The organism is Streptomyces sp. NBC_00335, assembly GCF_036127095.1.
Classification (GTDB): domain Bacteria; phylum Actinomycetota; class Actinomycetes; order Streptomycetales; family Streptomycetaceae; genus Streptomyces.
Map to the genome: position 1 here is coordinate 3282426 of NZ_CP108006.1, position 20675 is coordinate 3303100.

Annotated in this window: 18 protein-coding genes and 1 riboswitch; of the genes, 6 read left to right on the top strand and 12 right to left on the bottom strand. The window is 74.3% G+C overall.

From position 1 onward, the window contains the following. Window positions 1–33 precede the first annotated feature (33 nt). Window positions 34–124: riboswitch (ZMP/ZTP riboswitch) on the bottom strand. 108 nt (window positions 125–232) lie between these two features. Next, window positions 233–1438, top strand: a complete 1206-nt coding sequence (gene rocD, locus OHA37_RS14495) for an ornithine--oxo-acid transaminase (RefSeq protein ID WP_266905294.1) — start codon at window positions 233–235, stop codon at window positions 1436–1438. A gap of 9 nt (window positions 1439–1447) precedes the next feature. On the opposite strand, the gene OHA37_RS14500 is transcribed toward rocD, so the two are convergent. Continuing rightward, complete coding sequence (locus OHA37_RS14500) at window positions 1448–2638, bottom strand: glutathionylspermidine synthase family protein (RefSeq protein WP_266905296.1); 1191 nt, start codon at window positions 2636–2638, stop codon at window positions 1448–1450. A gap of 6 nt (window positions 2639–2644) precedes the next feature. Then, a complete protein-coding gene (locus tag OHA37_RS14505; protein ID WP_266905298.1) occupies window positions 2645–2956 on the bottom strand; it encodes a hypothetical protein in 312 nt (103 codons plus the stop codon). Window positions 2957–3071: 115 nt separating this feature from the next. Between OHA37_RS14505 and OHA37_RS14510 the strand changes: the two genes are divergently transcribed. Continuing rightward, on the top strand, window positions 3072–3917 hold the full coding sequence (locus OHA37_RS14510; RefSeq protein WP_266912794.1) for a hypothetical protein: 846 nt from the start codon (window positions 3072–3074) through the stop codon (window positions 3915–3917). A gap of 252 nt (window positions 3918–4169) precedes the next feature. Here the strand turns inward: OHA37_RS14510 and pdxR are convergent, their stop codons facing one another. Continuing rightward, a complete protein-coding gene (gene pdxR, locus OHA37_RS14515) occupies window positions 4170–5594 on the bottom strand; it encodes a MocR-like pyridoxine biosynthesis transcription factor PdxR (RefSeq protein ID WP_266905300.1) in 1425 nt (474 codons plus the stop codon). A 46-nt stretch (window positions 5595–5640) separates the two neighbouring features. Here pdxR and OHA37_RS14520 point away from each other — a divergent pair, with 46 nt between their 5' ends. Then, on the top strand, window positions 5641–6129 hold the full coding sequence (locus OHA37_RS14520; protein ID WP_266905302.1) for a carboxymuconolactone decarboxylase family protein: 489 nt from the start codon (window positions 5641–5643) through the stop codon (window positions 6127–6129). Window positions 6130–6142: 13 nt separating this feature from the next. On the opposite strand, the gene OHA37_RS14525 is transcribed toward OHA37_RS14520, so the two are convergent. The 6 genes from OHA37_RS14525 to OHA37_RS14550 form a co-directional block, all read right to left on the bottom strand. Next, window positions 6143–6793, bottom strand: a complete 651-nt coding sequence (locus OHA37_RS14525) for a hypothetical protein (RefSeq protein WP_266905304.1) — start codon at window positions 6791–6793, stop codon at window positions 6143–6145. A gap of 668 nt (window positions 6794–7461) precedes the next feature. After that, window positions 7462–7881, bottom strand: coding sequence for a hypothetical protein (locus OHA37_RS14530; RefSeq protein WP_266905306.1), 420 nt, complete (start codon window positions 7879–7881; stop codon window positions 7462–7464). Then, a complete protein-coding gene (locus tag OHA37_RS14535; RefSeq protein ID WP_266905308.1) occupies window positions 7871–9574 on the bottom strand; it encodes a hypothetical protein in 1704 nt (567 codons plus the stop codon). Before OHA37_RS14535 ends, OHA37_RS14530 begins: the two co-directional genes overlap by 11 nt. Before the next feature lie 135 nt (window positions 9575–9709). Continuing rightward, window positions 9710–10699, bottom strand: coding sequence for a malate dehydrogenase (locus OHA37_RS14540; protein WP_266905310.1), 990 nt, complete (start codon window positions 10697–10699; stop codon window positions 9710–9712). A gap of 201 nt (window positions 10700–10900) precedes the next feature. Beyond that, the gene (locus tag OHA37_RS14545; protein WP_266905312.1) at window positions 10901–11443 is read right to left on the bottom strand and encodes a DUF3017 domain-containing protein; all 543 of its coding nucleotides are present in this window, start codon (window positions 11441–11443) and stop codon (window positions 10901–10903) included. Beyond that, a complete protein-coding gene (locus OHA37_RS14550) occupies window positions 11433–12296 on the bottom strand; it encodes a bifunctional methylenetetrahydrofolate dehydrogenase/methenyltetrahydrofolate cyclohydrolase (protein WP_254382492.1) in 864 nt (287 codons plus the stop codon). Before OHA37_RS14550 ends, OHA37_RS14545 begins: the two co-directional genes overlap by 11 nt. A 388-nt stretch (window positions 12297–12684) precedes the next feature. Here OHA37_RS14550 and OHA37_RS14555 point away from each other — a divergent pair, with 388 nt between their 5' ends. Further along, window positions 12685–13323 (top strand): hypothetical protein, encoded by a 639-nt coding sequence (locus tag OHA37_RS14555; protein ID WP_266905314.1) that lies wholly within the window; start codon window positions 12685–12687, stop codon window positions 13321–13323. A 116-nt stretch (window positions 13324–13439) separates the two neighbouring features. Here the strand turns inward: OHA37_RS14555 and purH are convergent, their stop codons facing one another. Together purH and purN are read right to left on the bottom strand one after the other, a co-directional pair. Beyond that, window positions 13440–15020 carry a bifunctional phosphoribosylaminoimidazolecarboxamide formyltransferase/IMP cyclohydrolase gene (purH, locus tag OHA37_RS14560; protein ID WP_266905316.1) on the bottom strand — a complete coding sequence of 527 codons (1581 nt, stop codon included), beginning with the start codon at window positions 15018–15020 and terminating at the stop codon, window positions 13440–13442. Between the two features lie 32 nt (window positions 15021–15052). Further along, window positions 15053–15676: a phosphoribosylglycinamide formyltransferase gene (purN, locus tag OHA37_RS14565; protein ID WP_266905318.1), complete on the bottom strand. Its 624-nt coding sequence runs from the start codon at window positions 15674–15676 to the stop codon at window positions 15053–15055. Window positions 15677–15938: 262 nt separating this feature from the next. On the opposite strand from purN, the gene OHA37_RS14570 reads away from it, so the two are divergent. After that, on the top strand, window positions 15939–16634 hold the full coding sequence (locus OHA37_RS14570; protein WP_266905320.1) for a hypothetical protein: 696 nt from the start codon (window positions 15939–15941) through the stop codon (window positions 16632–16634). 26 nt (window positions 16635–16660) lie between these two features. Here the strand turns inward: OHA37_RS14570 and OHA37_RS14575 are convergent, their stop codons facing one another. Continuing rightward, complete coding sequence (locus OHA37_RS14575) at window positions 16661–18430, bottom strand: cell division protein PerM (RefSeq protein WP_266905322.1); 1770 nt, start codon at window positions 18428–18430, stop codon at window positions 16661–16663. A gap of 119 nt (window positions 18431–18549) precedes the next feature. Between OHA37_RS14575 and OHA37_RS14580 the strand changes: the two genes are divergently transcribed. Further along, window positions 18550–20553, top strand: coding sequence for a helix-turn-helix domain-containing protein (locus OHA37_RS14580; protein ID WP_323182334.1), 2004 nt, complete (start codon window positions 18550–18552; stop codon window positions 20551–20553). Window positions 20554–20675: the final 122 nt, after the last annotated feature.

A 20675-nucleotide genomic window follows, 5' to 3' on the forward strand; every position in this document is an offset into this window, starting at 1 on the left:
CGGTTCCTCCGGGGTCGATGTCGGATCTCGTCCCCGCGAGGCCCAGGCGAGCGGCCCTGTATGCGGTCGTGCGCGCACGGCTCCCCCGGAGTTGGTTCTCCGTGCGCCAGTCGCCGTGCGTGTCCGACACCTTAGCGGGCACGCCCCGAGAAAGGTTTCTCCGTCCGCGATGCGAGCGAGGATGGAGGTGACGCCACCCTCGTCACCGGCTTGACGGACGATCGGAGACCCCGTGTCGACAACTGCTGATGCCATCCGCTCCGCCGACGCGCACAGCGCGCACAACTACCATCCCCTGCCCGTCGTCGTCGCCACCGCGGAGGGCGCGTGGATGACCGACGTGGAGGGCCGCCGCTACCTCGACATGCTCGCGGGCTACTCCGCCCTGAACTTCGGCCACGGCAACCGCCGGCTGCTCGACGCCGCCCGCGCCCAGCTGGAGCGGGTCACCCTGACCTCCCGCGCCTTCCACCACGACCGCTTCGCGGACTTCTGTACGGAGCTCGCGGCGCTGTGCGGCAAGGAGGCCGTCCTGCCCATGAACACGGGCGCGGAGGCCGTGGAGACGGCGGTGAAAACCGCCCGCAAGTGGGGCTACGAGGTCAAGGGCGTACCGGACGGCCACGCCAAGATCGTGGTGGCGGCCGACAACTTCCACGGCCGGACCACGACCATCGTGTCGTTCTCCACGGACCACGAGGCCCGCGACCACTTCGGCCCGTACACCCCCGGCTTCGAGATCGTCCCGTACGGGGACCTCACCGCGCTCGCCGCCGCCGTCACCTCCAACACCGTCGCCGTGCTCCTGGAGCCGATCCAGGGCGAGGCCGGCGTGCTCGTGCCGCCGGCCGGGTACCTGCGGGGCGTACGGGAACTGACGCGCGAGCGGAACGTCCTGTTCATGGCCGACGAGATCCAGTCGGGTCTGGGCCGCACCGGCAAGACCTTCGCGTGCGAGCACGAGGACGTGGTCCCGGACGTGTACATCCTCGGCAAGGCGCTGGGCGGCGGGGTCGTGCCCGTATCGGCGGTGGTGGCCGACCGCGACGTGCTCGGCGTGTTCAAGCCGGGCGAGCACGGCTCCACCTTCGGCGGCAACCCGCTGGCCTGCGCCGTCGCGCTGGAGGTCGTCGCGATGCTCCGCACCGGCGAGTACCAGCAGCGCGCCACCGAGCTCGGCGACCACCTGCACCGGGAGCTGAACCTGCTGGTCGGCGGTGGCGCGGTGACCGCCGTACGGGGCCGCGGGCTGTGGGCGGGCGTGGACATCGACCCGGCGCGCGGCACCGGCAGGGAGATCTCCGAGAAGCTGATGGGGCTCGGGGTGCTCGTCAAGGACACCCACGGATCGACCATCCGGATCGCGCCGCCGCTGGTGATCTCCAAGGAGGACCTGGACTGGGGGCTGGACCAGCTCAGGTCGGTCCTCGGCGCCTGACCGGACGCCTCAGAGAATCACGTGGGGCAGGAAGCGGGCGTACTCGTCCGTGACCGGCCCCGCCGATTCGCGGATGCCGAGGCCCGCCGACTCGTCTTCGACGACCCACGCACCGAGCACCACCCGGTTGCCGTCGAAGTCGGGCAGCGGGGCGAGGCCCTGGAAGACGTACGTCTCGTCCTCCTCCGGTGCGAACGGCTCGCCGCCGACCGGATGCAGGGTGACGCCCGCGCCCTCGCGGCCCAGCAGCGGCTTCGCCGCGTAGCCGGTGGTCGTGGCGAGTTCGCGCGGGCCGTCCAGGTAGGCGGGCAGCAGGTTCGGGTGCTCCGGGAAGAGCTCCCACAGGACCGCCAGCAGCGCCTTGTTGGAGAGCAGCATCTTCCACAGCGGCTCGATCCAGGCGGTGGTGCCGGAGCCGCCGCCGTGGTCGTACGTGCCGAGGACCTGCGGGGCGAACTCGTCGGTGGCCAGCCACTCCCACGGGTAGAGCTTGAAGATCGCGCGGATGAAGCCGAGCTTCTCGTCCACGAACCGGCCGGAGAGGCTGTCCCAGCCGATCGCCTCCACCGACAGCTCGCGGGTCTCGATGCCGGCCTGCTCGGCGGTCTCCTGGAGGTAGGCGACCGTCATCAGGTCCTCGCCGAGCTCGTCGGTCTCGGAGTGCGCGAAGTGCACCGGGCCGGGCGGCAGCAGCTCCGCCTGGCGCCGCCACGCCTCGACGAGCCGCTCGTGGAGGGAGTTCCACTGGTCGGCGCCGGGGAAGCGTTCCTCCATCCAGAACCACTGCGGGCTGGCCGCCTCCACGAGGGAGGTGGGGGTGTCGGCGTTGTACTCCAGCATCTTGGCGGGGCTGCCGGTGCCGTCGTAGCGCAGGTCGAAGCGGCCGTAGAGCGAGGGCTGTTCGGCGCGGCGCCGCCAGGACTCGGTGATCAGCGCGGCGAGCTTCGGGTCGGTGATGCCGAGGTCGGCGAAGCGGTCGTGGTCGACGATGTGCTGGGCCGCCGCCAGGCACATGGCGTGCAGCTCCTCGACGACGTTCTCCAGCGCCTCGACCTCGGGGAGAGTGAAGGAGTAGTACGCGCTCTCGTCCCAGTAGGGGCGCAGGGAGTCGTCGGGGTAGCGGGTCAGGGGGTAGATCAACCCCTGTTCCTCGACGGTCTTCTGCCAGTCGGGGCGGGGCTCGATGGTGTGGCGCTTCACGCTGGATCAGCCGCCCGAGGAGCTCTTGTGGCTGCCGCCGATGCCGCCGCGGGTGACGGCGGACTTGTCGAAGCTGCCTCCGCTGACCTTGTTCTTCGCGACGGTGCCGCCGTAGTAGTAGGCGCCGCGGCCGCCGCTCTTGCACTCCTTGGTGTTCAGCTTCTCCAGGGTGGCGCGGTCCGCGCAGCGCTTGTCGGGCTCGTTGCTGCTGCCGCAGGCCACGAGGGCCGCGGCGAGCAGGCCCATGCCTCCGAGGGCAACGGTGCCTGAGCGCATGCGGCGCTTGGTACGCGTGGTGTCGGTGCTGCTGCTGTCCATGGACTGTTCGCTCCCCCTGGGTGGCCGGCTGCGCACAGACTAGAACGGCCGCCCCGGCCGACGGAATCCGGCCGACGCGGGATCCGTGACCTAGAGTCGGTTCGTGCTCATTGGGATGATTTGCGCGCTCGGTGCGGCGGTCTGCTTCGGCACGGCGTCGGTCCTGCAAGCGGTGGCGGCGCGGGCGGCGGAGCCGGGAACGGGCTCCGGGGTCGACACCGCCCTCCTCCTGCGGGCGCTGCGCCAGTGGCGCTATCTCGCCGGGCTCGGGCTGGACGGGGTCGGCTTCGTCCTCCAGATCATCGCCCTGCGGCACATCCCGATCTACGCGGTGGGCGCGGCCCTCGCCGCCAGCCTCGCGGTGACCGCGGTGGTCGCGGCGCGGCTGCTGCGGGTGCGGCTGAGCGGGACGGAGTGGGGCGCGGTCGGCGTGGTGTGCGCGGGGCTGCTGATGCTCGGGCTGGCGTCCGGGGAGGAGGGCTCGGGGAAGGGCACGCTCGCGCTGAAGCTGGGGCTGCTGGCGGTGGCCGGGCTGGTGCTGGTGGTCGGGGCCGTGGCGGGCGGGCTGCCGGACCGCAGCCGGGCGCTGACGCTGGGTCTGGCCGCCGGGACGGGCTTCGGGGTGGTGGAGGTGGCGGTCCGGCTCATCGAAGACATCTCGCTCTCCGCCCTGTCCAACCCCGCGTTCTACGCCCTGCTGCTCGGCGGCGGCTCCGCGTTCCTGCTGCTCACCTCGGCGCTCCAGCGGGGCTCGGTGACGGCGGCGACGGCCGGCATGGTGCTGGGCGAGACGATCGGCCCGGCGGCCGTGGGCGTGGCCTGGCTGGGCGACCGCACCCGCGAGGGCCTGACCTGGCTGGCGGTAGCGGGCTTCGTGGTGGCCGTAGCCGGAGCCCTGGCCCTGGCCCGCTTCGGCGAACCCCCGGCGGAGCCGGGCCACATCCAGCCGTCCGGCGCTTGAGGACGGGGCCCGGGCGCGGCCGGGTGCTCCTGGGGCTCCGCCCCGGACCCCGCTCCTCAAACGCCGGAGAGGCTGGATTTTCCAGACCACCGGCGGTCACGTGCGGGGTGACGCCAGCCAGATCCAGCCCGTCCGGCGTTTGAGGACCGGGTCCGGGCGGAGCCCGGGGAACGGGCGAAGGGCGGGTAGGGGACAGCCCCGCAGGGTCGCCTCCCCGCAGGCATCGCACAGCGGACCCGCGCCCGGGCGCCGTCACGGCAAGGCTGCGACCAAGGCGGCCAGCGTCGGGGCCCACGCGCTCTGGGACGGAGTCCCGAAGCCGACGACCAGGGCCTCGCGCGGGGGCATCGTCGCCTGCGGATGCCGGAAGAAGGACAGCGGCAGCAGGCCGAGGTCCTGCCAGGCGGCCGCCCGCAGGGCCGCCCGTTCCCCGCCCGGCGGCAGGTCCAGCACCGCGTGCAGGCCCGCGGCGATGCCGGAGACCACCGCCCGGTCCCCGACGGCCGCCACCAGCTCGTCGCGCCGGCGCCGGTACCGCAGCCGCATCTCCCGCACGTGCCGGTCGTACGCCCCCGACCGGATGAACTCCGCGAGCGTCAGCTGGTCCAGCGCGCTGGAGCTCCAGTCGGTCCGGCCCTTCACCGCCAGCACCTCCTCCAGCAGCGGTCCGGGCACCACCATCCAGCCCATGCGCAGCCCAGGCGCCAGGGACTTGCTCGCCGTGCCCAGGTACACCACCCGGTCCGGGTCCAGCCCCTGGAGCGCGCCGACCGGCTGGCGGTCGTAGCGGAACTCGCCGTCGTAGTCGTCCTCCAGGATCAGCCCGCCCGTGGACCGGGCCCAGTCCACCGCCGCCGCCCGCCGCCCGGGCGTCAGCGCGGCGCCCGTCGGGAACTGGTGGGCCGGGGTCAGCAGCACCGCTCCCGCGCCCGAACCGGCCAGCTCCGTGGTGCGGGCCCCCGACCCGTCCACGGCCAGCGGCCGCGTCCGCAGCCCGGCGGCCGTCAGCAGCTCCCGGTGCACGTCCAGCCCGTACCCCTCCACCGCGATCTCGCGGACCCGGCGCGCCCGCAGCATCCTCGCGAGCAGCATGAGGCCCTGCCCGAAGCCCGCGCACAGCACGATGCGTTCGGGGTCGGCGTACACCCCGCGGGACCGCGCCAGGTACCCGGCGAGGGCCTCGCGCAGCTCCACCCGGCCGCGCGGATCCGCGTACCCGAAGGCCTCGTTCGGGGCCTCGGTCAGCGCCCGCCGGGCCGCCGCCAGCCAGGCGGCGCGCGGGAAACCGCCCAGGTCCGGGGAACCGGGCTTCAGGCTGTACGAGGTCTGCGCGCGCACGGGGCGCCGTACGGCCACGGCCGCCGCGGGACGCCGCGCCCCGACCCCGACCCGGGCCCGCTCGCCGACCCGGGCCCGCTCCGCGACCCGGGTCCCGGAGCCCCGGCGGGCCGTCAGCCAGCCTTCGGCGACGAGCTCGGCGTAGGCCTCGGCGACGGTGTTGCGGGCGATCCCGAGGTCCGCGGCGAGCGACCGCGAGGACGGCAGCCGGGTCCCCGGGGCCAGCCGTCCGCTGCGCGCGGCCTCGCGCAGCGCCTCGGTGAGGCCGGCCCGGACACCGCGCCCGGGGACCGGTTCCAGATGCAGGTCGGCACCGAAAGTGGCCCGTGATTCCGTCATGGAAATGGACCATATCGGCGGGCCGCCCGGCTCGTAGGTTGGTTCCATGACCCACACCGAGAAGGCACCCGAGCACACCCCCCGCATGCAGCTGGCGAAGCTCGCCCCGGAGTTCTACAAGGCCGCCGTGGCCCTGGACGCGGCCGCCGCCAAGGGGCTGGACCCGGCCCTCGTCGAGCTCGTCAAACTGCGCGCCTCGCAGATCAACCACTGCGCCTTCTGCATCGACATGCACTCCAAGGACGCCCTCGCGGCGGGCGAGGACGTGGAGCGGCTGCTGCTGCTCGGCGCCTGGGAGGAGTCGCGGCACTTCTACACGGAGAAGGAGCTCGCCGCGATCGAGCTGACGGAGGCCGTGACCGTCCTGACCGACGGATTCGTTCCCGACGAGGTCTACGAGCGGGCCGCGAAGCACTTCGAGGAGAAGGAGCTGGCCCAGGTGATCGCCCTGATCGCCGCGATCAACGTCTGGAACCGCATCGGCGTCACCACCCGCCTCACCCCGGGGCACTACACCCCGGGGATGTACAAGTAACCCTGCGCGCGGCTCAGCCGCCCGTGGGCCGGAAGGCGGTCAGCGCGGCCTCGTGGTGCTCCTGCGTGAGCGTCCACTCGGCCGCCGGACCGGCCGTCAGGACGGCCCACTTCTTGCCGTCCCCGGCGACGAAGACCCGCTCCACGCCGCGGCGGCGGCCGTGTGACTCCGCGCTGTCGTACTCGTAGACCAGCTCCCCGCCCTCGGGGGCGCCCACGGCTGGGCCCACGCGGATCTCCTCGTAGCCCGTGGTCTGGGCCCGCAGGTAGGTGGAGGCGCCCTGGACGGCCGCGAGCGGGGTCAGTTCGGGCTCGCTCACCTGGAAGATCTGGACCAGTGCGGTGCGGTCGGGAGAGCGGTAGAAGACCCCCGCGGCGGCTTCCTCCCGGAGCCACCCGGCGGGGACGGCGACGGTGAACCCCTTCGCGTCGCGCACGGTCTCGTGGGCGGAGTCGCTACCGCTCGGGCTGGGGGTGGGGCTGCCGCTGCCGCTGCCGCTGCCCGTCGGCGACGGGGTGCGGGCCTCCGTGACCGAGGGGGCCGGGGAGGAGTCCTCCCCGCTCGGCGGGGCACTGGCGGTCGTCGGGCCCGCCTGCGCGGGCTGCTCGCCGGAGTCCCGCGCCACGAACCACACGGCCGCCGCACCGATCGCCAGCGCGGCCACCGCTACGGCCGCCGTGGTCGGCGTCGGCCACCGCCTCCCGCTCCGCGGGGGCCGGGGCGGCGCGGGGTACACCGGCTGTCCGGGCTGCGGGTGCGGATACGACGGGTAGGGGTACAGGTACGGGTCCTGCGACGCCCCCGGGCCGTACCCGGCCGCTCCGGCCCCCGAAGCAGGGGCCGGGCCCGGGGCCGGGGCCGGGTGGTGGCCCGGAGCGGGCTCCGGGCCTGGAGCCACGCCCGGAGCCGGGTCGTAACCCGGGGCAGGGGCCGCAGCCGGTGCGGAGCCGGATGCCGGTCCGGGAGCGTGTCCCGGCGCCGGAGCGTGGCCCGGCGCCGGAGCCTGTCCCGAGGCCGGAGCGTGACCCGGCGCCGGAGCCTGTCCCGAGGCCGGAGCGTGACCCGGCGCCGGAGCGTGGCCCGGCGCCTGGCCCGGCTCCGGAGGCGGCGCGGGCGCGGGCCCCGGTCCGGAAGCGGGCGCCGGAGGCGGCGCGGGGATCGGGTCGTAGCCCGGAGCCGGAGGCGGCGCGGAGTGGCCCGGGGGTGGGGTCGGCGCGGAGTGGCCCGGGGGTGGGGTCGGCGCGGAGTGGCCCGGGGGTGGGGTCGGCTGGGGGTCGGTCACCCAGCGTTGGGTCGCGGGGTCCCAGCGGGGGCCGTCCTGCGGGGCCACGGTCAGCCTCCCAGCGTGGTCAGGAGCCCGGCCAGGGCAGTCGCGGCGCTGACCGAGTCCACCAGCGGAGCCCACCGCTCCAGGGCCCCGCGGAGCCGCGGCACCAGGCCGGGCCGGATCTCCTCGGCCCCTTCCAGCCCCTCCGCGACCCCGTCCAGCTCGGCGTCGAGCGCCGCCCTGTCCTCGCCCCGCGGCAGTCGTACGAGGGCCGCGCGCAGGTCCAGTACGGCGTCGAGGAGGGCCTGCGGCCCGACGGTGTCCGCCCCGGCTCCCCCGTGGTGCACGGTGTTGGTGTTGTTGCTGCCGCCGATGCTGAACGCGCTGCCCGTGACCTCGCCGATGCGGACCGCGGGCTCCTGCCCGGCCGCGCCGGCAGCACCCGTACCCGTACCCGTATCCGTACCGCCGTTCTCAGTTGCCACCGGTGTTCCCCTTGCCCTTCGTGCTGTTGGTGTTGTTGCTGCCGCCGACGCTGAAGGCGCTGTGGTTCACCGACTGGATGAACACCCCGCCCTCGGCGACGTTGACCGCGCGCTGCGCGAACTCCTCCGTGTGCCAGCCCGCTTCGTGCAGCGCGAGGACGACGCCCCCGACGACCCGGTCCTGGATGGTCTTCAGGAAGCGGTCGAGGTCCATCAGGTGGAAGAGCGAGCCGTTGTCCTCGGAGGCCAGGTCGCGCACCGACACCCGCGGCCCCTCGGGCCGGGCCCCGCCGTGCCCGCCGGTGACGATCCGCCACCAGCTCGCCAGGCCGCGGCCCAGCGTGGTCACGGAGGCCGCGAGGGAGCCGGGGGTGTTGCGCAGGGCCCAGACGGCCTTGCCGAGCGCGTTGTTGTTGCGGTAGCGCTGGGCGTCCGCGTCGGCGTTGTGGAAGTCGGTCCGCACCGGCAGCAGCACGTGCGGGGCGACTTCCAGCATCATCATCCCGCCCTGCGTGTGGACCCGTACGAAGACGGTGACGACGAGGTTCTCGTCCCAGCCGCCCACCCGCACGCGCAGGAAGTGCCGGCGGCGCTCGCCGCCCTCCTCGATGGCGGCGGCGCGCTGCTCGCCGAACTGCCCGTGCACGACCTGTGCGGTGTCCCGGTGCGGCAGCCCGCCCGCGGGCAGGAACACGCACTCGTCCAGGACCAGTTCGCGCATCCGGTCGCCCACCGCGGCGGACTGCTCCGGGGAACCGTGCGGGGAGGGCACCCGCAGGCGTTCCAGCAGCGGCACGATCCGCGCCAGGATGTGGGCGTTGGTGACCGCGACGGGCTTGCGGTCGGGGCCGAGGTCCTCGCGCGCGCGCAGTTCCACGGACAGGTGCCAGGGCCGGAAGGGTTCACCCGCCCCGCAGAACGGGTCGTTGACGTCGTACATGATCATCGGCGTGTGCTGCTCGGCCCGGATGCGCTGGCGGACCCGCTGGAAGCGGGCCCCTTCGCCGGCTTCGGCCGGGTCGTTCGCGAGGTCGGCGTAGCGGCGCTCGGCGAGGTCGGTGGCGATGGTGCGGTAGACGTGTCCGCGCTGGAGCCCCACGACGGTGACCACACCGGCGAAGACGACCGGCAGCCACCACAGGACGGCGGTGGCCGCGACCTCCCCGCCCGTCGGGGCGAACGGCAGGCCGCCGGCTCCCGTCTCGTCCAGGAGGCTGAACAGCGCGAACCCGCCGATGCCGAGGGCGAACAGGACGAAGAGCAGTGCCCACCAGGCGTAGATCCGCAGGATCACGGAGAGCACCCGCAGCACCGGGACGTTCCGGGCGCGCAGCCAGTCGGCCAGGCTCAGCAGCAGGAAGGGCGGGACCAGCGCGAGGAGGAAGCCGCCCGTGAGCAGGGCGCCCACGAACCAGGCCCCGAGGACGCCGGCAGCCCAGCCGAGTTCGGCGCGGCGGGCGCGCAGCGCGTGGGCGAGGACCCGGGAGGCGTCGTAGCCGTAGGAAGGGGCGACGATCCGTTCCTCGTGGACGTACAGCTCGTCGATGACCCGGTCGCGGTACCCAGCGTCGAGGTACGTACCCGCACACAGGAAGCGGCCGGCCTCGCTGAGGGAGGGGTGGACCGGGGGCCGGCCCGCGGAGGTACCGGCCCAACTGCCGCCGGGCTGATGGGGAATCGGGTTCTCGGTCACCGACCGACCCTAGGGTTCCCCTCCATGCCGCGACAGAAAGATTCACGCCAAACGCCCCGGCCAGGTTTGGCCGGGGCGCATGGGTGTTCGTACCGCTCGTACGGGGGCCTGCGCGGCCGGGCCGTACGAGAACGATCAGATCAGGCCGAGCTCGCGCACCGCGTCGCGCTCCTCGACGAGCTCCGCCACGGACGCGTCGATGCGCGCACGGGAGAACTCGTTGATGTCCAGGCCCTGGACGATCTCGTAGCGGCCGTCCTTGGTGGTGACCGGGAAGGAGGAGATGATGCCCTCCGGGACGCCGTAGGAGCCGTCCGACGGGATGCCCATGGAGGTCCAGTCGCCCGCCGCGGTGCCGTTGACCCACGTGTGCACGTGGTCGATGGCGGCGTTGGCGGCCGAGGCGGCCGAGGACGCGCCGCGGGCCTCGATGATCGCCGCGCCGCGCTTGGCGACGGTCGGGATGAACGTGTCGGACAGCCAGGCCTGGTCGTTGACCAGCTCGGCGGCGTTCTTGCCGGCGATCTCCGCGTGGAAGATGTCCGGGTACTGGGTCGCCGAGTGGTTGCCCCAGATGGTCAGGCGCTTGATGTCGGAGACGGCGGCGCCGGTCTTGGCGGCCAGCTGCGAGATCGCGCGGTTGTGGTCCAGGCGGGTCATCGCGGTGAAGCGCTCGGCCGGTACGTCCGGGGCGGCGGCCTGCGCGATGAGCGCGTTGGTGTTGGCCGGGTTGCCCACGACCAGGACCTTGATGTCGTCCGCGGCGTTCGCGTTGATCGCGGCGCCCTGCGGCTTGAAGATGCCGCCGTTGGCGGAGAGCAGGTCACCGCGCTCCATGCCCTTGGTGCGCGGGCGGGCGCCGACCAGCAGCGCGACGTTGGCACCCTCGAAGCCCTTGTTCGGGTCGTCGAAGATGTCGATGCCGGCGAGCAGCGGGAAGGCGCAGTCGTCGAGCTCCATGGCGGTGCCCTCGGCGGCCTTCATGCCCTGAGGGATCTCCAGAAGTCGGAGCTTGACCGGCACGTCCGCGCCGAGCAGGTGGCCGGAGGCGATGCGGAAGAGCAGCGCGTAGCCGATCTGGCCGGCGGCGCCGGTGACGGTGACATTCACGGGAGTGCGGGTCATGGCCTTCTCCGTTAGACAGCTGGCGGTGGGGCGTCCCTGCCCCATGTGCTGGGAGGACGCCGCTCCGTGGCCCAGTAAATCTTGACGTGAAGAGACATCCGCCGTCAGGCTATCCGACCCTGGAGCACCCCAATCCCCCGCCCCGTGTGGCGCAGGGCACACGGGGCCTCCCCCGGGGGCGTCCCGGGGGCGCCGGAAGGCTCAGCGGACGGTGAAACGGACCGCGGTCTCCAGGAAGGGGACGTTCAGCCACGGCTTGGGCTCGATGACCAGTGCGAGCAGCGTGATCGCCACGCCCAGCAGGCCGTACGTGACCATGTCCGTGAAGCGGGAGCGCACCGCGAGCATGCCCACGGAGGGCAGCAGTCGGCGCATCACCGAGCCCGCGAGCATCGCGATGCCGATCAGCAGGCAGCCGGCGCGCGGATGGTCCATCGCGGTGAGCAGCAGTCCGCCGGCCGTGGCGGTGAGGACGGCGAGCATCGGCCACTGCCGGGCCGGAGCCGGAGCGTCGCCGGGCGCGGCCCGGCCACCGCCCTCGGGACGCGCGGTGTCCCGGGTGACGGAGGGGAAGCGGCGGGACTTGGCCCCCTCGGGCTCCTGGGCGGCCGCGGGCCGTGGGGTCCGCCCGCCGCCGCCCGTGCCCTTCGCGGCCCAGCTCGGAACCGGGCGCGGGGCCGCGGCGGCCGGGGCGGGAGCGGGCTCGGGGGCCGCGGCGGGGTCCGGCTCGCGCTCAGCCGGCACGGGGAACCGCCCGCTCGGCGGCTTCGACCACGTTGACGAGCAGCTGCGCGCGGGTCATCGGGCCGACGCCGCCCGGGTTCGGGGAGATCCAGCCGGCCACGTCCGCGACTCCGGGGTGCACGTCCCCGACGATCTTGCCGTTCTCGTCGCGGCTGACGCCGACGTCGAGCACGGCGGCGCCCGGCTTCACGTCCTCCGGCTTGACCAGGTGCGGCACGCCGGCGGCCGCGACGACGATGTCCGCCTGGCGCAGCAGTCCGGACAGGTCGCGCGTACCGGTGTGGCACAGGGTGACGGTCGCGTTCTCGGACTTGCGGGTGAGCAGCAGGCCGATGGACCGGCCGACGGTGATCCCGCGGCCGAGGACGACCACGTGCGCGCCGTTGATCTCCACGCCGTGGTGGCGCAGCAGCTGGACGATGCCGTACGGGGTGCACGGCAGCGGGCCCGGCTCGTTCAGGACCAGCCTGCCGAGCGACATCGGGTGCAGGCCGTCGGCGTCCTTCGCCGGGTCCATGAGCTCCAGGACGCGGTTGGTGTCGATGCCCTTGGGGAGCGGGAGCTGCACGATGTAGCCGGTGCACTCCGGGTTGGCGTTCAGCTCCCGCACGACCTCCTCGATGTCCTCCTGGGAGGCCGTCGCGGGCAGTTCGCGCTGCAGGGAGGCGATGCCGACCTCGGCGCAGTCCTTGTGCTTGCCGTTGACGTACCAGCGGCTGCCCGGGTCGTCGCCGACCAGCAGGGTGCCGAGGCCGGGGGTGATGCCCCGGGCCTTGAGCGCCGCCACGCGGGCGGTCAGTTCGGACTTGATCGCGGCTGCGGTGGCCTTGCCGTCGAGAATCTGGGCGGTCATGGCCCCATCCTCCCGGATGGAGCGGTCAAGGATCCAGTCGCGGATCCGGCCGCAGTCCCGCACGGCCTGCCCGGGTCCGCTCGGGGGCCGCTCGAGGTGCGCCCGGGGTGCGCTCGGGGATGGTTCCGGGTGTGTTCCGGGTTCGCCCAGGTTCGTTCCGGGTTCGTTCCGGGTTCGCTCGGATTCGTTCCGGGTTCGCTGTGGGTTCGTTGCACTTGCACAACAAGTACCGGGCGAGCGACGTCGCGGCTGGACAAGCCCGGTCCTGCGGGACGACCATGCGGGGAACGTAGTGCCGCGAGCAGTGCCGGGGGGCGGGCCGCACGACTTGCAGTGAATCCTCCGCGCGTGCCGTGCGTCCCCGCACTTCCACGGAGGAACACCCCAGATGAGCTTCGGCGACCCGAACAACCCGTACGCGCAGCAGCCGCAGGGCGGCCAGCCCGCCTACGGCTACCCCCCGCAGGCCCCCCAGGGCGTCCCTGCCCAGGGCGGCTACGGCTACCCGCAGCAGGCTTACCCGGGCGTCCCCGGCTACCCGGGCTCGCCGATGCCCATGCCCGGCGGGGTGAAGGGGGCGCGGGTCATCCTCTTCATCCTCGGTGGACTCCAGGCCCTGCTCGGCCTGCTCATCGCCGTCGGCGGCGCACTCTTCGCCACCGCGCTGTCCGAGTCGTCCAGCTCCAGCGCGAGCGACGTGGGGGCCGTCGCCGGCGGCGCGTTCGTCATCGGCGGCATCTTCGTCGTCGGCCTGGCCCTGTGGCCGATCCTGACCGCCGCCAAGCTGAGCAAGGGCCGCGGCGGCGTACGGGTCTCCGGGATCATCTTCGGCTCGCTCCAGACCCTCTTCGCCGTCGGCAGCCTGGTCATCAACATCGTGACGCTCAACGGCCTCCACGAGTCCGGCGGCGCCCCGCTCCTGATCTCGACGATCCCCGCCCTGATCTCGCTCGGCCTGGGCCTGTGGATCCTCATCGGCCTGGCCAACTCGGCCGCGGGCGAATACTTCCGCCGCCCCCAGTACTAGGACGCGGCACTCGTACGCAGGACCAGGCCCCAGGTCCCGGACGCATGACACGGCGAAGGCCGCCCACCGCACTGCTGCGGTGGGCGGCCTTCGCCGTCTGCGGGTGAGCGCCGGACTCAGTGGAAGAAGTGACGGGTCCCCGTGAGGTACATCGTCACGCCCGCCGCCTTCGCGGCCTCGATCACCAGCTCGTCGCGCATCGAACCGCCCGGCTGGACCACGGCCTTGATGCCGGCGGCCGTCAGGATCTCCAGCCCGTCCGCGAAGGGGAAGAAGGCGTCGGAGGCGGCGTACGAGCCCTGCGCGCGCTCGGCGCCCGCCCGCTCGACGGCCAGCTTCGCGGAGTCGACGCGGTTGACCTGGCCCATGCCGACGCCGACCGAGGCGCCGTCCTTGGCGAGCAGGATGGCGTTGGACTTCACGGCGCGGCAGGCCTTCCACGCGAAGGCGAGGTCGGCGAGCTCGTCGGCGGAGAGGGCCTCGCCGGTGGCCAGCGTCCAGTTCGCCGGGTCGTCGCCCTCGGCCTGGACGAGGTCGCTCTGCTGGAGCAGCACGCCGCCGGAGACGGGCTTGAGCTCGGCCGGCTGGTGCGGGGTGCCCTCGACCTTCAGGACGCGGATGTTCTTCTTCTTCGCCAGGACCTCGACGGCGCCCGGCTCGAAGTCGGGGGCGACGATGACCTCGGTGAAGATCTCCGCGACCTGCTCGGCGAGCTCGACGCTCACCGGGCGGTTGACGGCGATGACCCCGCCGAAGGCGGAGACCGGGTCGCAGGCGTGCGCCTTGCGGTGGGCCTCGGCGACGTCCTTGCCCACCGCGATGCCGCACGGGTTGGCGTGCTTGATGATCGCGACGCAGGGCTCTTCGTGGTCGTAGGCGGCGCGGCGGGCCGCGTCGGTGTCCACGTAGTTGTTGTAGGACATCTCCTTGCCGTGCAGCTGCTCGGCGTTGGCGAGCCCGCCCGGCTGCCCGTCCGTGTACAGCGCGGCGGCCTGGTGCGGGTTCTCGCCGTAGCGCAGGGTGGACTTGCGCTCCCAGGCGCCGGCCAGGAACTCGGGCAGTACGGCTTCCGGCTCGGGCGCGTACGCGTTCGTGAACCAGGAGGCCACGGCCACGTCGTACGCGGCGGTGTGCTGGAAGGCCTCGGCCGCGAGCCGCTTGCGGGCGGGGAGGTCGAAACCGCCGCCCTGGGCGGCCGCGAGCACGGCGTCGTAGCGCGCCGGGCTGGTGACCACGGCCACCGAGGGGTGGTTCTTGGCGGCGGCGCGGACCATCGAGGGGCCGCCGATGTCGATCTGCTCCACGCACTCGTCCGGGGTCGCGCCCGACTGGACGGTCGCGAGGAAGGGGTAGAGGTTGACGATCACCAGGTCGAAGGGCTCGACGCCCAGCTCCGCGAGCTGGTTGCGGTGGTCCTCCAGGCGCAGGTCGGCGAGGATGCCGGCGTGCACGCGCGGGTGCAGGGTCTTGACCCGGCCGTCCAGGCACTCCGGGAAGCCGGTCAAGTCCTCGACCTTGGTGACGGGCACCCCGGCGGCGGCGATCTTCGACGCGGTGGAGCCGGTCGAGACGAGCGCGACACCCGCCTCGTGCAGACCGCGGGCCAGCTCTTCCAGTCCCGTCTTGTCGTAGACGCTGATGAGCGCGCGCCGGATCGGGCGCTTCGACGCGGCGAGGTCCTCGCCCTCTGCGGTCACGGTCTCTACGGTCCCTGCGGCCTCTGCGGCGGTCACTGGATTGTTACCTTTCGTCCCTCGATGCGGTAGCCGTGCCGGGCCAGGCGCCCCACGACGTCGACGAGCAGCTCGCGCTCGACTTCCTTGATCCGCTCATGGAGAGCGGCTTCGTCCTCTTCGTCCCTGACCTCGACCACACCCTGGGCGATGATCGGACCGGTGTCCACGCCCGCGTCCACGAAGTGGACGGTGCAGCCGGTGACCTTCGCGCCGTAGGCGAGGGCGTCCCGTACGCCGTGGGCGCCGGGGAACGCCGGGAGGAGGGCGGGGTGCGTGTTGACGAACCGGCCGCCGAAGCGGCCGATGAACTCGGGCCCGACGATCTTCATGAACCCCGCCGAGACCACCAGGTCCGGCGCGTGCGCGTCGGTGGCCGCGGTCAGGGCGGCGTCCCACTCCGCACGGCTCGCGTACGCCTTGACCGGGCACACGAAGGTGGGGATCCCGGCCTTCTCCGCGCGCTCCAAGCCGGCGATGTTCTCGCGGTCGGCTCCCACGGCGACGACTTCGGCGCCGAAGCCCTCGGGTCCGCCGGGGTGGGCGTCGATGGCGTCGAGCAGGGCCTGGAGGTTGGTGCCGGATCCGGAGACCAGCACGACCAGGCGGGAGGCGGCCATGGGAGGCCCTTTCTCGTCGAGCGGGGGCGCCTCCCGGCGTGAACCGGGGGCGCGTCGTTCGTCTTGTGCGATCGCATGAAACTTCGGGCCCCGGGGATACGGGGGACCATACGAAGCCACCGACCGCCTGCAACGATACCGGCACACCGGACGGCCCCCGAGGGACGGGGGGACGGGTGGGCGGTAGCGTCTGGCGTACACGCCGTAAACAGGCCTCGGACGTCCCAGCGGCGTCCACGACACAGGGGATGAAACACACCCGATGCCGGACCGCCCCCAGCCCGACCGCTCGACCGACGACAACCCCTTCGCGGCGCCCCCGGAAGGCCGGCCCGACCAGCTCTGGGAGCCGCGCGCCGGTGACGGCGGCGACAAGCAGAACCCCGGGTCGGGACCGGGCGCGGATCCCGGATCGGGACCGGCGCGCTGGGACCCCACGGACCCGATCCAGCGGCGGGCCCGGTACGCGCTGCTGGCCGGTATGTGGGGCTTCTTCTTCGGAGTCTTCGGCATCCCCTCGATGGGGCTGCTGCTGGGCGCGCTCGCCCTCTACTGGGGGATCAGCGCCCTGCGCGGGGTCCCGGTGAAGCCGTCCGGGGACGGGGCGCAGGCCTCGTCGGGCGGCTCGCGCGGCACGGGCGCCACGGCGGCGGACGTGGGTACGGGAACGGGCAGGGGCGCCGGTACGGATACGGGCGCCGGCGCGGCTCCCGGTGCGGCCCGGGGCGGACTGGCGGCGCTGGGTGCCGCCGCCCGGCCCCAGCGGACGGCGGCGGCGAGCGGGCTGGTGACGGCTTCGCTGGCGATCCTGCTGGCGCTGTCCTCGTACGCGGTGCAGCTCACGTACAAGGACTTCTACGTCTGCAAGCAGGACGCCCTCACCAAGCCGGCCGAGCTGCAGTGCAACGACCTGCTGCCGGACAACTTCATCGGCAAGATGCTCGAGGTCCAGCGGTAACCGGTCGATTGCCTGTCGCCGGCTAGTCAATCGATCCGGGCGGCCTCCGGTTCGGGCCGTTCGGCCTGCCCCGGGCCCTTCTCCGGTTCGGGTTCCCGTTCCGGTTCCGCTGCCGGCTTCCGGCGGGTCAGTACGCGGACCCCGGTCGCCGGCGGGACGAGCGGGGGCGGGGGCAAGGGCGCCGGAAGAGACGATCCTGCCGGTACGAGGGCCCCGGGCTGTGGCTCGGATGCGGGCGCGGGCATGGGCGCGGACATGGGCGTCGGCACGGGCGTGGGCGCCCCCGCGATCGCCGGTGGCGGCTCCGCCGGCAGCGCGGGGAGCGGGATCGGGGTCAGGTCCAGCTTGAGGCCGGGCATGACCAGCACCGGACGCTTCGGTGGTGCGGACACCGGCCGGGGCGCTTCCTCCGGAGCCCGGGCCGGGGGCGGCCCGTCACCCTCGGCCGGGGTGCTGGAGAAGTCCGGGATCAGCGTGCCCGCCGCACGGCGCAGGGCCGCCCAGCGCACCTCGCGCACGCCGCTGTCGTGCCAGCCGTCCTCGGAGCCGGCGCCGGCCAGGCCCTTCGCGGGCCGGTTCCGCCAGGCGTGCACGGTGACGGCCAGCGGGACCGCGAGGAGCAGGGTCCAGCCCAGGGCCGCCCCGCCCGCCTGCCACCACACGGGGCCGAAGGCGGCCAGCTCCCGGGAGCCGAGCGGCCCCGCCGAAGCCGCGGCGAGGGCCGCCGTCACCAGGGCGCACACCAGGGCGCCCAGCGCCGCCGTGAGCGCGGTCTCCCCGTACGAGACGTCGCGTGCCCGGCGTACCGCGAACCAGCCCACCGCCAGCCCGGCCACCACCGGCACCGCGCCGACGGCCCAGGTCAGCGGCGTGCCGGAGCCCTGCGAAGGCAGCGCCGCGAGCAGCGGGAAACCCGGCAGCGCGGGCGAGCCGCCGAAGCCGAGCGGGGTCGCGGCGGCTCCGGTGCCCAGCGCGAAACCGGGACCAAGGGCGTAGGCGGCGCCCCAGACGACGGCGTTCGGGATCAGCACGAGGGCGAGCAGCAGCACCGCGAAGCGGCCAGACCAGTCCCCGGTCAGCGCCGCGAAGGAGCCCTGCACCTCCGCCCCGTGCCAGGCCAGCGAGGCCCCGACCAGCAGGGCTCCGCCGCCGAGGAGCACCAGTGCCCCACCGGCGCCGGCCCGCAGCGCGAGGGCGTAGCGGGGCCGGGTGAGCCGGCCGGGCACCTGCCCGAGCGGCCTGCCCCGGGCCTCCCAGACCCCGCCGGCGGCGGCGAGGGCGGCGACGACCGGGAGGTGCCGGGCCGCGCTGAGCGGGTCCGCGGGCATCGGCCCGGCGGCGGCGTACACGACGGCCAGGGCGCCGACCCCGAGGTAGCCGCAGAGCACGGCGGCGAACACCACGCCCGCGGGCAGCGGCTCCGCGCCCCGGTCCTCCTGCGCGGCGCTGCCGATCCGGGCGGCGCGCCGGATGAGCAGAGCGGGCAGGGCCACGAGGAGCAAGGGGGTCAGGCCGACGGGGGCGGGCACGCCGGAGAGGGTCTCGTAGCGGACGAGGTCGGTCCCGTGGGCGAGCAGCCAGAGGCCCGCCGCGAGGTGCAGGGCACCGCCGGGGCCGCTGTCGGGGTAGGGGGAGCTGATCCACAGCACGATGACGAGCACGGCGAGGAAGCCGAGCCCCAGCACTGCGGCGACGGCGCCACCCACGACACACGCGGCGGCCGCCGGTGAACGGCGCCGTGCGGGGGCCCCGGGGGGCATGGGCAACGAGGTCCCGCGTTCGGTCACTTGGGTCACCCCGCCATGGTGCCAACGACACGCGCTATGGGCGGGTAACAGGCGAATGACCGTGGTGTCGCTCAATATACGTTTATGTACTTTTTCGCTCAGGGCGTCCGGGTCGCGGGGAGTGTGGCATGACACAAAGCGTCACGGAGCTGGGCCTCCCCACCCCGAAGGAACGCCGACGCCTGCGCGAAGCGGCCGACCTGACGCACGAAGAGGTCGCGGCGGCAGTGGGTGTCACCCCGAACACGGTCCGGTCCTGGGAGACCGGCCGCACCCACCCCCGGGGCCGCAAGCTGGAGGCCTACTCCAAGCTCCTGACCCGCCTGTCCGCGGACGAATCCGCCGAGTCCGCCGACTCCGCCCCCTCGGGCCCCACCGCGCGGACCGACGGCTCGGCCTCCCCGGACTGCCCGGCCGCGGGGTCCGCCGCAGCGCGCCGGGACCGGGCGGACGGGCCCGACGGCGGCTCTTCCACCGGCTCCGCGCGGGACCGGGGCGCGTCGGCCGGGGCGGCGGCGGCCGCCTCCGCCGGCACGCCCACCCGGCCCGCCCGGGCCAACGACGCCGCGACACCGCGGGCGGACGCACCGGAGGCCGGCGCATCGCGTGCCAGCACACCGCAGGCCGGCGCGGCCGCCTTCGGCGCGGCCGCCGCAACCGGCCCCGCCCGGGCGGACACGGACGCGGCGTCAGCCCAGGAGACCGCGCCCTGGAGCCCGCTCGACAGCGACACGGAGCACGCCGGGGCGGCAACCGGCGCCGCTGCCGCGGACGCAGACGGGGCGTCAGCCTCCGAAGCCCCAGAGGCCCCCGAGAGCCGCTTCGGGCTGCGCATGATGCGCGGACTCACCCGGCCCGCCGGGACGCAGACCCGGCCCAAGGCCGCCGTCAAGCGCGCCGCGAAGCCCCCCGCCGGGACGCCCCGGCACGAGCCCAAGCCCACGGTCAGGGCCGCAGCCGCCCTGGGCGGCGGCCACGGCGGAGGCGGCTCCGCAGCCCTCCGTCCCGGCAGCCCCCTCCACCCGGGCGCCGGTACGGGAACGGCCCCTGACACCGGCTCAGGCGCCGGAGCGGACTCCGGGCCGGGCTCCGGGAAGGCCGCCGGGGCGGGCACGGGGAACCCCGCCGGACCGGACGCCGAAGCCGCCACCCGGACGAACACCACCGGGGCGGACCCCGCTCCCGACTCCGCGCCGGCCGGCGCGGACACCGGGCGGCCGGCGAACCCCGAGGGAGACACCGCGCGGGCGGGCGGCCCGGCCGTGGAGGCCCGTACCGCCCCCGAGGACACCGCCGAGGGCGCCCCCGGCGAGGACGCCCCGACGCCAACCTCCGCCTTCGACGCCCTCTACGAGCGCACCGCCCCCGCCCTGACCCGCCAGGCCTACCTCCTCACCGGCCGCCACGCCCTCGCTTGTGAGGCCGTGGAGCGCGCCTTCCAGCAGGCGTGGGAGCGCTGGCCCGAGGTCGCCACCGATCCCGATCCGGTCGGGTGGGTGCGCGCGGCGACGTACGAGTACGCGCTCTCCCCCTGGCACCAGTTCCGGCGTTCCCACCGGGACCCCGACGAGCCCCCGGCCGACCCCGCGGACCGCGTCCTGCTGGACGCGATGCTCGGGCTGCCCCCGGCCCACCGCCGCACCGTGCTGCTCTACGACGGCGTCGGGCTGGACCTCCCCGACACCGCCGCCGAGACCGAGGCGTCCACGCCGACCGCCGGCAGCCGCCTGGTCAACGCGCACGCTGACCTCGCCGACCAGCTCCCCGAACTGGACGGCGTGGCGCCCGCCAAGCAGTCCGCGGTACTGCGCGAGCGGCTCGGCACGCTGAGGCCGCCCCTCCCGCTGGAGCCGCGCGCGGCAGCCGTCGTACGGGTGGCCGGCGAGCACCGCACCCGGCTGTGGACGCGGGCGGTGATCGGGGTGACGGCGGTCATCACCGCGGCGACGGCCTACACCTGGGTGACCGCCCCGACCGAGTACGAGCCTCCGCGCGCCCCCGGCGCGAGCGTGTCGGGCGTACCCCCGCACAGCGGCCCGCAGCAGCTCACGGACGAGGGCCGGCAGCTCCACGACAAGCTGCGGTCCGATCCGGCAGCCGGCCCGTCCCGGATCGCGCCGAGCCTCGAATAGCCGTACGGCCGGCGTTCGTCGCGTACGGAAACGGGCGTGGCGCGGAAACGGGCACGGCGCGGAAACGGGCGTGGCCCGCACCCCTCACAGGGTGCGGGCCACGCCCGTCTGCACGTACAGCC

Excerpts from the sequence above, each read along its gene's own strand:
- OHA37_RS14510 (WP_266912794.1), top strand. The coding sequence starts at position 3,072 with ATGATTTGCGCGCTCGGTGCGGCGGTCTGCTTCGGCACGGCGTCGGTC.
- OHA37_RS14540 (WP_266905310.1), bottom strand. The coding sequence starts at position 10,699 with ATGACCCGCACTCCCGTGAATGTCACCGTCACCGGCGCCGCCGGCCAG.
- purN (WP_266905318.1), bottom strand. The coding sequence starts at position 15,676 with ATGGCCGCCTCCCGCCTGGTCGTGCTGGTCTCCGGATCCGGCACCAAC.
- OHA37_RS14520 (WP_266905302.1), top strand. The coding sequence starts at position 5,641 with ATGACCCACACCGAGAAGGCACCCGAGCACACCCCCCGCATGCAGCTG.
- OHA37_RS14505 (WP_266905298.1), bottom strand. The coding sequence starts at position 2,956 with ATGGACAGCAGCAGCACCGACACCACGCGTACCAAGCGCCGCATGCGC.
- OHA37_RS14555 (WP_266905314.1), top strand. The coding sequence starts at position 12,685 with ATGAGCTTCGGCGACCCGAACAACCCGTACGCGCAGCAGCCGCAGGGC.
- OHA37_RS14580 (WP_323182334.1), top strand. The coding sequence starts at position 18,550 with ATGACACAAAGCGTCACGGAGCTGGGCCTCCCCACCCCGAAGGAACGC.
- OHA37_RS14550 (WP_254382492.1), bottom strand. The coding sequence starts at position 12,296 with ATGACCGCCCAGATTCTCGACGGCAAGGCCACCGCAGCCGCGATCAAG.
- pdxR (WP_266905300.1), bottom strand. The coding sequence starts at position 5,594 with ATGACGGAATCACGGGCCACTTTCGGTGCCGACCTGCATCTGGAACCG.
- OHA37_RS14570 (WP_266905320.1), top strand. The coding sequence starts at position 15,939 with ATGCCGGACCGCCCCCAGCCCGACCGCTCGACCGACGACAACCCCTTC.